8 protein-coding genes and 1 pseudogene are annotated in these 13,291 nt (G+C 41.4%); 1 reads left to right on the top strand and 8 read right to left on the bottom strand.

Going from position 1 to position 13,291, the window contains the following annotated elements:
- Positions 1-7: 7 nt before the first annotated feature.
- From QWZ17_RS08590 to QWZ17_RS08560, 7 genes are all read right to left on the bottom strand, one after another.
- Positions 8-1,369, bottom strand: coding sequence for a sensor histidine kinase (locus tag QWZ17_RS08590; RefSeq protein WP_290304740.1), 1,362 nt, complete (start codon positions 1,367-1,369; stop codon positions 8-10).
- On the bottom strand, positions 1,359-2,054 hold the full coding sequence (locus QWZ17_RS08585; RefSeq protein WP_290304739.1) for a response regulator: 696 nt from the start codon (positions 2,052-2,054) through the stop codon (positions 1,359-1,361). The genes QWZ17_RS08590 and QWZ17_RS08585 overlap by 11 nt, the downstream gene beginning before the upstream one ends.
- Before the next feature lie 402 nt (positions 2,055-2,456).
- A complete protein-coding gene (locus QWZ17_RS08580) occupies positions 2,457-4,946 on the bottom strand; it encodes a M1 family aminopeptidase (RefSeq protein ID WP_290304737.1) in 2,490 nt (829 codons plus the stop codon).
- 426 nt (positions 4,947-5,372) lie between these two features.
- Positions 5,373-5,963 (bottom strand): cysteine hydrolase family protein, encoded by a 591-nt coding sequence (locus tag QWZ17_RS08575; protein WP_290304736.1) that lies wholly within the window; start codon positions 5,961-5,963, stop codon positions 5,373-5,375.
- Positions 5,964-6,023: 60 nt separating this feature from the next.
- Positions 6,024-6,887, bottom strand: a complete 864-nt coding sequence (locus QWZ17_RS08570) for a helix-turn-helix transcriptional regulator (RefSeq protein WP_290304734.1) — start codon at positions 6,885-6,887, stop codon at positions 6,024-6,026.
- A 158-nt stretch (positions 6,888-7,045) separates the two neighbouring features.
- Positions 7,046-7,708 (bottom strand): YukJ family protein, encoded by a 663-nt coding sequence (locus QWZ17_RS08565; protein WP_290304732.1) that lies wholly within the window; start codon positions 7,706-7,708, stop codon positions 7,046-7,048.
- Positions 7,709-7,754: 46 nt separating this feature from the next.
- Positions 7,755-9,680 carry a phospholipase D-like domain-containing protein gene (locus tag QWZ17_RS08560; RefSeq protein WP_290304731.1) on the bottom strand — a complete coding sequence of 642 codons (1,926 nt, stop codon included), beginning with the start codon at positions 9,678-9,680 and terminating at the stop codon, positions 7,755-7,757.
- 566 nt (positions 9,681-10,246) lie between these two features.
- On the opposite strand from QWZ17_RS08560, the pseudogene QWZ17_RS08555 reads away from it, so the two are divergent.
- Positions 10,247-12,522, top strand: a pseudogene (locus QWZ17_RS08555) (GH92 family glycosyl hydrolase).
- Positions 12,523-12,623: 101 nt separating this feature from the next.
- Here QWZ17_RS08555 and QWZ17_RS08550 read toward each other — a convergent pair.
- Entirely contained in the window at positions 12,624-13,199 is a 576-nt protein-coding gene (locus QWZ17_RS08550; RefSeq protein WP_290304729.1) for a sigma-70 family RNA polymerase sigma factor, read from the bottom strand.
- Positions 13,200-13,291 lie beyond the last annotated feature (92 nt).

The raw sequence follows: 13,291 nt of genomic DNA, 5'->3' as shown, positions 1-13,291 counted from the left end.
CTGACTATCAGTTGCTGTAAATAGGGAAACTGATATAAAATGTTGTTCCCTTGCCTAATTCCGATTTTACTTTAATGGTACCGTTATGCACCCTGATGATGTTTGAACTGAGTGAAAGACCAACACCATTACCCGGATAACCAATGGCGTTGGTTGATCTGAAAAATGGTTGGAAAATTTCCCGCAGGTCATTTTCAACTATGCCAATACCTTGATCTGCTATCACAACATTTACGCTTTTGGCATCGCAAAAAATATTGCACTTAATTTCCTTTTGATTAGAAAATTTTATGGCATTTTTAATGATGTTACTTATAGCTATGAACAACAATTGCCTGTTTCCCTGTATGGTGTATTTTAAAGCTTCGTGCGGCAAATCGTAAACTACGTTTACTTTACTGCCCGGCATGGTATCCTCAAACTCATCTAAAATTTCCCAAACCAGCTCATCTATCCGCACATCCTGTAAATCGATGGTGTCCAGGTTGGTTTGCATCAGGTCCATTAAACTGCTGATGATACCCCCAAGACGTCCGGCTTCCTGCGCAATGCTTGTTAGGGTTGCTTTGTATTCTTCTGTTTTACGTTCGCGCATCAAGGTGGTTTCGGCCTCGCCCAAAATCATGGTAATAGGTGTGCGCAGCTCATGAGAGGCATGAGATATAAATGATTTTTGACTGCTGAAGGATTGCTCTAAATGCTCCAACAGTTGGTTAATGCTGATACTCAGCAGGTCTATTTCATCGGTTTTACTTTGATCAACGCTTAACCGCTTATCAAGACTGGATGATCTGATGGCCTTTAAATTACCCGTTATTTTAACAATGGGGTACAGGGCAACGCGCGAAAATATCCTTCCCATCAGAAATGTGATAAGCAGGGAAAACAGGAAGAAAAAAAACATGATCAAGCCAAGTTCCTTCATATCCGCGTTTCCACTGTTATCAATGGCAGAAACGATGATGATATAATTGCCGGAGTTGTCTTTATAGTAAATTCCTGTAATTTGCTTATTGTCAGTAGATAAGTGTATTTTTTTTTGATTTATAATTTGCTTTAGCAATTCTTTCCCCCAATGAATGGAGTCTTCGGGAATAAATTGAGGCTGATAGCTATCGTTGTAGATCCGGATGGCTTCATTATCTAACGAACGGGGGAACTTTTTGATGATATGTTTAAAATTATCCTCCGATAAATTATCCTCTGCAAGGTAAAACTGGGCAATGGTTAAAGCGCGGTCATCCAGTTTATTAAAAAACGAACGCACCCTGTTGTGTTCAACAAATAAATAAATGCCTAATAATACTATCACCAGTAAAATGGCAAACATTAGGGTAAACTGTAACGATAACCTGTTTTTAACTTTCATTGCCAGTCGTCGTTTGTTCCCGTATTACGTAACCCATGCCAATAACTGTATTGATTAGCTGTTTGGGGAAGCCCTTATCAACCTTGGTACGCAAATAATTAATGTAAACATCAATGAGGTTGGTACCCCTGTTAAAGTTGATACCCCATACAGATTCCGCTATATAACTTCTGGATAATACCCTGTTTTTGTTCACCATTAAAACTTCGAGCAGGGTAAACTCTTTTACCGTTAAAAAAATTGTTTTGCCGGCCCGGGTAACCGTTTTGCGAAAGCAATCCATTTCAAGGTCATCAACCTGGTAATTAGTGCCTGGCAAAACCATCGATCGTCTTCGGTCAAGCGCTTTTATTCGGGCTAAAAGTTCGGCAAAATGAAAGGGTTTGGTTAGGTAATCATCTGCACCATACTCCAGCCCCTGTACTTTATCATTTACTGTACCCAGGGCGGTAAGCATTAAAATAGATACTTCTTTTTTAAATTGCCGTATTTGTTTGCACACTTCAAATCCATTGCTGTAAGGGAGAATAATATCCAGTAAAATCAAGTCAAAATCCTGCTCAAGCGCAAGTTTGCAACCCATATTGCCGTCATAAGCAACCATTACAACATGGCGCTGCTCCTCAAGTCCCTTTTTTATAAAGGCAACTACATTGGGCTCATCTTCAATTAATAATATATTCATAACTCTGCCATTGCACAAAGGTAATTCGGTTATCAGTAATTCTTTTACACATTAGAAGATTCTAATTTCTGCGGCAGAATGTGTAAATGACAAGAAGATGCCTTAGAATAGTAGTTTTATCGAGATAGGCTTTTGATACAGGCGGAGCTACCCCTTATTAAAGGCGGATTAACATGCTTTGGCGCAGGTATTACTAAAAAGGAGAAGAGGTATGCTGAAAACCTTGTAGTTGACTAACAGCGTGGTTTGCGGGTTAAAGTACAATATTAAATCAGCCCGGGATATTTCATTAACTGCTTTGTTCCTGAATAAGCCTGTTAGGAAATCAGGAACAAAGCAGTTAGGTGATGAGTGGCCACTCCAATGGTATTTTAGAGCGGATAGGAGGGATCGTAAGCGCGGCTAAATAGCCGCGTTATTGATTTGTTTAATAGCATCCTCTGCTTCTTTTGCAGATGCGCTGTCGTTCATGTCTTTGCGGGCCTTTTCTATCGCTTCAAGGGCAGTGATTAACCTTGGGGCAATGTTATATTTTTTGTAGCTGATAGCCAGGTCGCGGATGCTGTTAATCCCTTCTGTAACGTATGCTGGATTAGTCATTTTGCCGATAATCAGGGGCATTGTTTTTATGGCATTGTCCACCTTGGTTTGTACCGAGGCTTTTTTAAATGCAGCTATTACGTAAGGCCATTCCGCGTCAGATCCGTTTGCGGCGTAAACACCAACAACGGCCTGCGCAACCGCGCCTTCTGCCTGTGGCTGTAATGCTTTCGCGGTTTTAAAGGCTTCTTGTGGGGCTATGGTATTCAACGCCGTTAAAGCTGCTGCGCGTACACTGTAGGATGGACTTGTTAAAGATGAGGTATACAAATCTTTATAAGCTACAGCGTTTGTTTTACCTAACAGACTTAAAGCTGCTGCCCTCACAGGGTAGTTAGGATCGTTTTTAGCAAGGTTGATTATAATTGGTAAAACGGTTACAGTAAAATCGGGATCATCCGTTTTAACGGCCCTGATGGCTTTAACACGGAGGCCGTGGTATTTATCATTTAAGGCCGCTATTAATATCTGCCTGCTTTCTGCTTTGGCTGGTTGATCAAGTGCAGCCATAAACGCCTCAAAGCGGTCCATATACAATGGCGCGTGTTGATATTGGTATAACAGTTCTGTAAGGGTTTTATGATCTGTCTTTTTGCTTAGCAGTATCTTTTCGGCGTCAACGTTTACCAGCGATGGTTGTACAGGCAGAGTAAAGCTTAAAGTATCTTTTGCATGGCTTAACCAAACCTGGTGTCTTTTTGTTTTCCCGCCGGCGTAAACATCAACTGCAATGGGTAGTTGAAAAATCTGACCTTGTTGGTTTTGCGCGATAAAGACTTTTTCTGTTTTAGTAGCGTCGTCCCATTTATAGCTAATGTCAAGCACAGGGTGGCCTGCACCATAATACCATTGGTTAAAATACCAGTTAAGGTCGCGGCCAGATACTTCTTCCAGTGCTAAACGCAGGTCTTGCACTTCGGCACTTTTAAATGAACGCGCTTTAAGGTAAGTGCCTAAACCTTTAAAAAAGGCCTCATCACCTAAATAATTGCGCAGCATGTTAAGAATCAAACCGCCTTTATCATAAATGTTAGAGCCGTTTATCCCTTCGCTATCTGAGTAGTAAAAAGGTACCAGGTTTTGGCTGGCGGCAGTTTTATTATTGAGGTAAGCTTGTAACTCATCGTAACGTTTGGCGTCGCCATCGTCTTTACCATATTGCTTCTCGTTCCAATATTTTTCGCCAAATACCGCGAACGATTCGTTTAATGTTTCATTACTCCAGCTTTCGCAAGTTGCCAGGTCGCCAAACCATTGGTGAAAAAGCTCATGAGCAATAGTAGTTCCGCCTGTACCATTCGGGTCATCTATCAGTTCCCAGGGGCTTTTCTGCACATAGTCGCCCAGTAAAGTGGCCGATGAGTTTTCCATGGCACCAAGCGGATAATCTCTCACAACAACCTGCGAATATTTTTCCCACGCAAAATCGACACCAAGTGCTTTAGAGAAAAACTCCATCATTTCTGGCGTTTTGCCAAATATGGCCTTTGAGTAAGCGGCGTATTTAGGTTCCAGGTAATAACTAACCTCTTTATCACGCCATTTATCTTTATAAATTTTAAAATCGCCAACCGCCATCATGAAAAGGTAGGGCGAGTGAGGTAGTTTTTGTTTCCAGGTATCTGTGCGGGTACCATCGGTATTAGTCTTTTGACTAATGAGCAACCCGTTAGATAGTGTGGTATATTTTGCAGGCACTGTCATGCTCAATTGCTGGGTGGTTTTTTGACCGGGGTAATCAATGGTTGGGAACCAGCACGATGAGGCTACGGCTTCACCCTGTGTCCAGATCTGGGTAGGTTTATCGGCTTCGGTTCCTTTCGGGTTTATAAACCACAAGCCCTTGCCATCCAGTTTATGGCCGGGCTTATCATGCAGCAAGTTAGGTTTTGATGTATAGTCGATATAAATAACATATTGTTCGCCGCCAGCGTATTTTTTATCAAGCTTGATGTTAAGGTAGAGGCTATCTTGATAAACATATTTTAAGGACTGGAACTTGCCGGCTTTTACAAGGGCCACCTGGTGGATGTCCATGCCTTTGGCATCAAGCTTAAGCGAATCTGTAGCGTAAAAATGTGGCTTTAGGGTAACCCATTCTTTACCGTAAAGATATGATTGCTGGTAATCAAACTTTACCTCCAGCCGTGTATCTACAAGGTCGTTTATTTTTGCAGGTGTTTCGTGGTAACCCCTGCCGTCTTCGGGGCTTCCATGTGTCTGAGCCTGGGCTGCGGCGAACAGAAATGGAGAAAATATGGTAATGAGTAATGGCAAGTAAGATTTTTTCATTGTTTACTTCTTTTTAGTTATGCAATATGTAAATTAATAATGGTTTTTGCTATTTAAAATATAAATATTGTAAATAAATTGCATTTTTATTAAGTTTTTTAATTCTATAATAATTAAACGTTTTATCAACAAGGTAAAATTATCCGAAAGAAATATCAACGCAAATAACGGTAGCCGGGATTTTCAAATATCGGAATGGACGGTGAATAAAGAACAACCTTAGTTCATTATCAAATTGGAACAAAACCTAATGGTTTAAAATTAACAAAAGCCTGTAAAATAAATAATTACAGGCTTTTGTATTTTTAGAAAGTATCTTTTTGACACAGACTCGTATCTTTTAATTATAAATCCCCAATTTATTTCATGATCGAAAGCACCTCGGAAACCTGTAGATAGGGTGTCAGTAGCTTTTTCATTACAGCGCTAAAGAAAGTTATCGCCTTTTTTTAATGCGCCAATAACCTCATCAGCATTTAACACTACGGCAAACTCATCATTTAGTTGGGCCAGGGAGGTTAAATGAATGGTTTCTGCATCGTAATGCTCGCCTTTAATGCCTGTTTTAGCAAAAGCGGCGGTTGCATCGGCCACAACAAAGGTATGGTAACCAAAGTTACCGGCCATTCTTGTGGTGGTAGATACGCAGTGTTCGGTTGTTAAACCCACAATTACCAGGGTATCAATGTTAGCCGTGTCAAGCCTTTCTTTCAGGTCGGTACCAATAAAGGCACTGTTAACTGATTTTTTTATGACTATTTCATCTGCTAATGGCTCCACAATTTTTTTGAAGGCATTGCCTGGGTTGCTTTCTGCTAAAAGGGAATCGGGATTTGCCGAACAATGCCTGATGTGAAACAGCGGCAGGTTGTTTGCCCGCCAATAATCAAGTAATTTGCGGGCATTTGCTTCGGCGTTGGGGTTATTGCGTTCGCCGCCCCAATAGGGAACGTTATCAAAACCCTGCTGTATATCAATCAATATAAGTGCAGGGCGGGTGTTTTTTAAAGTTTTCATACCTCAAAATTGAAGGTTTGAAAATGCCTGTATTTTGTTGTGAAGCTTTATTTGTTTGTTTTAAAGCACCACTTCGCTGCGCGCGCTTTTGGGCGAGCCGCCAAATTTTTCCTTATATACTTTTGAAAAATGCGATATGTTTTCAAACCCGCTTGTGTAAGCGATAAGTGATACCGGATCATTGGAGTTTTTTAACTGGTATTCGGCATATTCAAGTCTGCGGTTAATAAGCCACTTTGCCGGCGTGGTATTAAACCTATCGGTAAATTCTTTTTTAAAGGCGCTTACACTTCTGCCGGTAAGCTTTGCCATATCTGCTAAAGAAAGCTGCCGGTTAAAATTGGTATCCATAAAATAGGCCAGATCAACCTTTTTATCGCTAACCAGGTACTTCAGGAAAGCCACAAAACTTCTTGAATTATCGGTTGCCAAAATTTGTAAAATGATCTGGTGGGCAGCAAATTTCACAATGCATCTACCGTACTCCTGCGGCTGTAAAATATTTTGAATTATATGTGATACGTTGGCGTTTATAAACGCGGTGGTTTTGAATTTAAAAGGGGGCTGATCTGCATTGAATTTTTCCTGTTTAAAATCGGGGACATGGGTTTCTAAAAAATAATCAACAAACTCATTTTCCATAAAAATGAGCAAACTGGTATAATCATCAGATGGGAAAATCTGGTAATTGCCGCGTCTTCTGAATTGGATATCGCCGGCATCCAATTGCTGTACGTTGCTGCCATACCTAATGGTGATTGAACCCGTTAAAACCAGTTCAAGACAATGCATGGTTTGCAAAGTGTTATCGCATTTGAAAGGCCGTTTCTTATCAATCAAAACGGCATACATTTCGCACATCCTTAACTTAATGTACGTGTGGTAATCAAGCAGGTCTTTAGGAGTATCGGGAACGTGTAGCATCTTAACGGCATTAGTTGCATCTAATTTACACGTTATAAGCCCCGTTGGCAGGCTTTTAGCTAATTATAACAAAACTATGATAGATAAATGAATATGATTAACCCCTTATGCCGCGCCAGCGGCGAGGAATAAGCGGTTAATCATAATGTTAGTTTTAATTACTTAGGGTTTCCGTGATTGTCGGTGTCTGTTGATTGCGATTGAAAGCGCAGAAACATGGCCACCCAGCGATTTTCGTCGGGATAATGAATAAAAAATGCGCCGTCCTGGTAAACTCCATTGGCGTGTTTCATTTTTTCATCGCCCTGGTTCATATGGATATCATGAATACCTGTACCGGGTTGAAAATCAAAATAAGGATCAGTTTTGGGATCATTCCACCTGCTTCCAAAAACATAAAGTAATGAGCCCGGTGTTTTTTGCGATTGATTGAGGTGAACGGTAAATATATCGTTCAGATCGTTTCCAGAAATGCTGTCGGCCATGGCGGGTACTACTCTCATTTTGGTCAGATCAAACAGATTCATTCTTAAAAAGTCGAGCGCGCCCGAGCCAGCTGTGCTATGTAGTGGCGTATAACCAACCTTAAAATTGCTGATACTGGCAGTTACCGGGTTTTGGTAATTATCGTCAAGAAAAAACAGTAAATCCACCGGGTTTTCGTTGGATTTAACATTTATAGCCACACGGTTGCTTTCGCCATTGCTATCTAACAGCAATTCATAATGTGGGCTGCCGTCGGGATTTTTATCAAGTGCGGCCTGGCTATCTAATTTATCTTTCAGCGTTCCTACAAGAACGCCATAAGCTGGTACTGGCATACTAATAATAGTTATATGATTGTTTTAAATAATTTATGTTTTATACTTATCCGCATATATAGTCGGCAAGACTACCTTTACCTGTTGCCGACATTGCTTTCTCCAGCCATCCATCGCTGATTGATAAAAAACCGTCCCATTCTGGCTTACCTTCGGTTTGCAATTCTTCCTGTACGGCTCTAAAGCGGTAGTGTTCGTAAATGTCCAGCACATGTGCCGCATAGGCCCTAACCAGGGCCGGGTTGTTTTGTACAATAACCAGGTTTTCGTCATTAGCGTAGGATGCTTTGAACCCCAGGTTGTGGCTGCCAAATATCGCGGTAGCATTATCTGAAAAAGGATCTATCACAATAATTTTATCATGAATAATGGCTATGCCGGCGGTTAAAAGCTCGGCTTCAAAATTACCAATCAGGTCATTGGCATGTAGGTTGGTAGCGCGTACCAGGTGTACATTGGCCGTATCATAGGTTGTGGGCTGATGCACTTTTGTTTTTGATTCGGTGCCATCATCGCTGCCATCGCCGGTTGACCCTTTTACGGGTTTAATATAGTTGGGCATGGCCATCGGACTGCTAAGCGAACCATAAACCAAAAGCGAACTGTCTTTTTCGCCAATGGCAATTGACTCGGTAACCACATTGGTCATGATATCTGTATCAGGCGTTGGACCCGACATACCGGGCAAAAACACCGCGAATAATATGGCCTTCTCTGCTTTGCGCATCAGCGAGTATACAAAAGATAAATCGGGCGGAGTTTTTGTTTTATTAACTGTAGATGCTATGGTATTTGGCGAAAACCAAACGGTAACCTGCGATTTGTTATCATCATTAAGTGTTGCCGTAGCATTGGGGGTTAAATTGGCCGATCGTAAGGCGCTCCCTTGTACGTTGCTTGTTGGATTGCCGCTGGGGTTTGGCACCGTAAATAAAGCCGTATCTGCTTTTAAATTTTCCCAATAGGTGTTATAATAACCGGCAACCTCTTCGGAGTCAATTATGGTGGCATTATTACTTTGCGCGCAAAGACCCGTGTAAGTCCAGTTTGTGCTACCCATTAATACAGATTTCGGTTTACCGTTTTCCAGGTATACCACAAATTTATTGTGACCAATTCTGACGTTATTAAAAAAACGATCGTATTTGATTACGCCGGCATTTTGCAGGGTTTGTCTTGCAGGCGCATTTTCGGTATCCCATTCATTAGCTTTGCTATCAAAAGCGGTGTTAGATAAAATGATCTCTACTTTATCTTTCAGCGAGGCTATTTTTGTTATCAGTTCGGGGTCGTTAAGCTCATAAATGGCCATTTTTATTGAAGCTCCCGGGGTATTCTCAGCTTTATCAAGCAGCATGCTAAGGGAGTTTAATACTTGGCCGGTCATGTAGTTACGAATTGCGTTGCCCGGTGTTTGGATATCTTGTCTAAAAGTGTTGATATCGGCCCCGGTTTCTTTCAGCGTACGCGAAAGCCATTGTGTGGCCATGATACCGTTTGTAAAAGTAGCGCGAATATTGCCATGCTGCGTTCCGATGAGGATTTTGTTGGTGATAAAACCGTCGCCTATGTAAGAAAGAGGCACAACTGCGCCCTGGTAATTTACAGGCAGGGTTGTTATTACCTTGTTATCGTCGTTGCCATCAAATGGTCCTACAGGGCGTATGAGGTATTGAACTTCGGTGTCCTGGGGGTGGGTGTCAACACTATCTCTTTTACGCACAAGCGTCATATCCTGCCAGCTTAATTTTTGAACTGGCCATACGCTGGTATCTTGTGGGTTCCAGTCGGGATTAGATTGGCCTTTAAAGGCTACCCATGCCGGAAGCACCCTGTCTGGCAATTCGCCGTTGGGGTATTGGCGGGTGATCTCGAAACCGAGACAGCCATGAATCATACTGTCAACTTTCCAGGCGATATACGCTGTTTCGCCATTGGTAAATGCGGCGGCTTTTATTATTCTGCTACTCATGATTAGGATTTTAGGATTTTTATAAAATTCAAAATAATATTTGATAAAAAGAACAATAAGTAAATGATTAACAGTTTGTTAATGTTAAAATTACAAGCTGCGTTTCCGCAGGTGTTTGTTGGTTTTATCGGTATGTCTGGTTAATGCTTTTTTTTAATAAAGTTAAAGGCGAAGCCTGCGTGTAGTAAGGTGTTTTTACGGTATTTGAGTGCGTTTTTTTGCCCTTTATATAAGAAAAATATAGTAGTCAATAGTTTGCTGGAGTTTAAAACGAGGAGTATAGTTAACTGATGGAATTTAATCAACATAACAGAGTTAACCTTAATTAAAGTTCAAAATGCCTTTCAAATGTTTTGAGCTTTGGCCTTTTTTCATGGTTCGTAAAAAAACATATTTATTAGTAATGTTGATACTTAAATGTACAACACGTCAATAAAAATGTATGAATTGTCAACTGTCTAAACTTAGTAAATAGGGTTATTTGTGATATCCAAAAGGCTTCATATAGCCGCGCTGTTTGATTATCGTTTGTCGCGAAGTTCTGCAGTGTTTACTTAACCGGATTCATGAGAAAACTATTCTTTTTTGCATTATTGATCATAGCCCGTGGTGCCTTTGCACAGCAGGTAAATAAAGTAACCGACCCTGTTGATTGGATCAACCCGCTAATGGGTACCGATTCTAAATTTGAGCTATCTAACGGAAACACCTATCCTGCTATTGCTTTGCCCTGGGGCATGAACTTTTGGGCTCCCCAAACCGGTGGCATGGGCGATGGGTGGATGTATACTTATGATGCCCACAAAATTCGAGGCTTTAAACAAACCCATCAACCATCACCATGGATGAATGATTACGGGCAGTTTTCAATAATGCCGGTTACTCAACATTTAAAAAATACCGAGGACGGCAGGGCAAGCTGGTTTCGCACAAAGCAGAGGTTGCCAAGCCCTACTTTTACAGCGTTTACCTTGCCGATTATGACGTAACCACCGAGATAACACCTACCGAGCGTTCTGCTCAGTTTAGATTTACGTTTCCCAAAAGCGATAGTTCGTTTATTGTGGTAGATGCTTTGGACAAAGGTTCTTACGTTAAAATTATCCCTTCCGAAAGGAAAATCATAGGTTACTCAACCAAATATGCACGTGGACCGCTAAAGAATTTTAAAAACTACTTTGTTATTTACGTAGATAAGCCTTTCACGGTATTGCGTACTTTTAACGATACGGTTTTGACGGATTCATTGCATCTGCACTCCAGGCGGTCGGTAGCCGCCATAGGTTTCAAAACTACGGCTGGCGAAAAAGTGCACCTTAGGGTAGCCTCGTCATTCATCAGCTTTGAACAGGCCGAATTGAATTTAAAAACAGAGCAGGGTAATGATAGCTTTGAGGTTACCAAACAGAAAGCGAAAGCCGTTTGGAACAAAACCCTGAATCATATCACGGTTTCGGGAGCATCTGTTGATCAGGTGCGCACCTTTTACTCATGCCTGTACCGCATGCTTTTCTTCCCCAATAAATTATATGAAATAAACGCACAAGGGAAAATACTACATTGGAGTCCTTATACAGGCAATACCGAACCCGGGTATATGTTTGCCGGCACGGGTTTCTGGGATACCTTCAGGGCTTTGTACCCGTTTTTGAACCTGGTTTATCCTTCGATAGATAAGGAAATGCAGCAAGGTTTAATTAACGATTACAAAGAGGGCGGCTGGCTGCCTGAGTGGTCGAGCCCGGGTTATGCCGATATTATGGTGGGTAATAACTCCGCCTCGGTTGTGGCCGATGCTTATTTGAAAGGGATTAAGGGCTATAACATTGATACGCTGTACCAGGCATTGTTGCATGGCGCCAATAACCAGGGGCCAAATGCTACCGGGCGCAAAGGTGTTGAATATTATAACACCCTGGGTTATGTACCTGTTGATAAGGTTGACCAAAGCGCCGCCCGCACGCTGGAATACGCTTATGACGATTTTTCGATTTATCAATTAGGTAAAAAGCTAAACCGCCCTGCTGCCGAATTAGAAATTTATAAAAAGCGAAGCTTAAACTACCGTAACCTGTTTGATAGCTCAACAAAGCTAATGCGCGGCAAAAATGCTGATGGAACATTTCAAACGCCGTTTTACCAGTTTAGGTGGGGCGGACCGTTTACCGAAGGTAACAGCTGGCACTATACCTGGGCCGCCTTTCATGATATTCAGGGTTTAATAAACCTGATGGGTGGCAACCGGCAATTTACAGCCAAGCTCGATTCGGTGTTTACCCTGCCGCCCTCATTTGATCTTAAAAAATCTGATTGGGTGATACACGAAATGCGCGAAATGCAGATAGCCGGCATGGGCCAATACGCGCACGGTAATCAGCCTATACAGCATATGATATATTTATATAACTATGCCGGCCAGCCCTGGAAAACCCAATATTGGGTGCGCGAGGCTATGCGCAAACTATATGCCGCCACGCCCGATGGTTATTGCGGCGATGAGGATAACGGCCAAACATCGGCCTGGTACGTGTTTTCGGCCATGGGTTTTTACCCGGTGTGCCCAACAAGCGGGCAATATGTTTTAGGCACCCCATTGTTTAAAAGCATGACCCTTAACCTGGAAAATGGTAACAAGCTGGTATTGAACGCGGCTGCCAATAGCGAAAGTAATCAGTACATTAACGGGATAAGTATTAATGGCAAACCTTACAACAACAATTGGTTTGATCACTCAACACTGCTAAAAGGAGGGGTAATTAACTTTAACATGTCTGCACAGCCCAACAAACAACGGGGTACTACGCAGGCAAGTTTCCCTTACTCATTAACCAATGATAAATAAGCTGCAATTACAGAATCAGGTAATTCAGGCATAAACAATAAAGGCTATCCGCATTGGATAGCCTTTATTGTTTGTTTATTTTTTGCGGGGATGATTTGGGTTTACATAAAAAGATATGCGAAAAGCAAAATGCAAATGTGTTTAAAACACAGCCTGAGATGTTTTACCGCTAAAGCCAATTGATTTTCTACCGTGCGTTTTGAGATATTCAGCCGTTCGGCTATTTCCTGGTTGCTTAGATTATCAAACCGGCTTAATTCAAAAATTTCCTGGCACCGTTTGGGTAGTTTATCCAGGTGGCCATTAAGCCGGATGTCAATTTCTGTTTGCTGTATTTTTATTTCGCCGTCATTTAATTGAAAATGGGCGTCATCTACCAGGTTTTCTTTAAAAATAACTTCCAGTTTAACCGCTTTACGGCGTTTGTAAATCTGGTACCTTACCGATGTTTGCATAAAGGTGCAAAACGAAACTATCTCCAATTCTTTTCTCCTGTTCCAGATACTTACAAAAACATCATTTACCGCCTCGGCACAAACCTCGCGGTCGTCCAGGTAAAAATGTGCCGTTTTGTATAGCCTTATCCAATAACGATCAAACAGCATATTGAATGCGCTCGCGTCGTCATTGCGTACGGCATGCCATAGTTCTGTATCTGTTAATGAATGATTTGACATTATAATTGGTATCTTAAAAATAATCAAAAAATCTTAAAAATTGATAAATAATCGAAAAAAAAATATGAAAAAGTATGTGAGTTTTTTGTGCA

Source organism: Mucilaginibacter flavus, assembly GCF_030409315.1.
Lineage (GTDB): Bacteria > Bacteroidota > Bacteroidia > Sphingobacteriales > Sphingobacteriaceae > Mucilaginibacter > Mucilaginibacter flavus.
Note: the sequence above shows the minus strand (reverse complement) of the source record. Positions and strands in the feature narration are given on the sequence as shown.

Coding starts and splice junctions, on each gene's coding strand:
- QWZ17_RS08590 (WP_290304740.1), bottom strand. CDS start 1,369: ATGAAAGTTAAAAACAGGTTATCGTTACAGTTTACCCTAATGTTTGCC.
- QWZ17_RS08585 (WP_290304739.1), bottom strand. CDS start 2,054: ATGAATATATTATTAATTGAAGATGAGCCCAATGTAGTTGCCTTTATA.
- QWZ17_RS08580 (WP_290304737.1), bottom strand. CDS start 4,946: ATGAAAAAATCTTACTTGCCATTACTCATTACCATATTTTCTCCATTT.
- QWZ17_RS08575 (WP_290304736.1), bottom strand. CDS start 5,963: ATGAAAACTTTAAAAAACACCCGCCCTGCACTTATATTGATTGATATA.
- QWZ17_RS08570 (WP_290304734.1), bottom strand. CDS start 6,887: ATGCTACACGTTCCCGATACTCCTAAAGACCTGCTTGATTACCACACG.
- QWZ17_RS08565 (WP_290304732.1), bottom strand. CDS start 7,708: ATGCCAGTACCAGCTTATGGCGTTCTTGTAGGAACGCTGAAAGATAAA.
- QWZ17_RS08560 (WP_290304731.1), bottom strand. CDS start 9,680: ATGAGTAGCAGAATAATAAAAGCCGCCGCATTTACCAATGGCGAAACA.
- QWZ17_RS08550 (WP_290304729.1), bottom strand. CDS start 13,199: ATGTCAAATCATTCATTAACAGATACAGAACTATGGCATGCCGTACGC.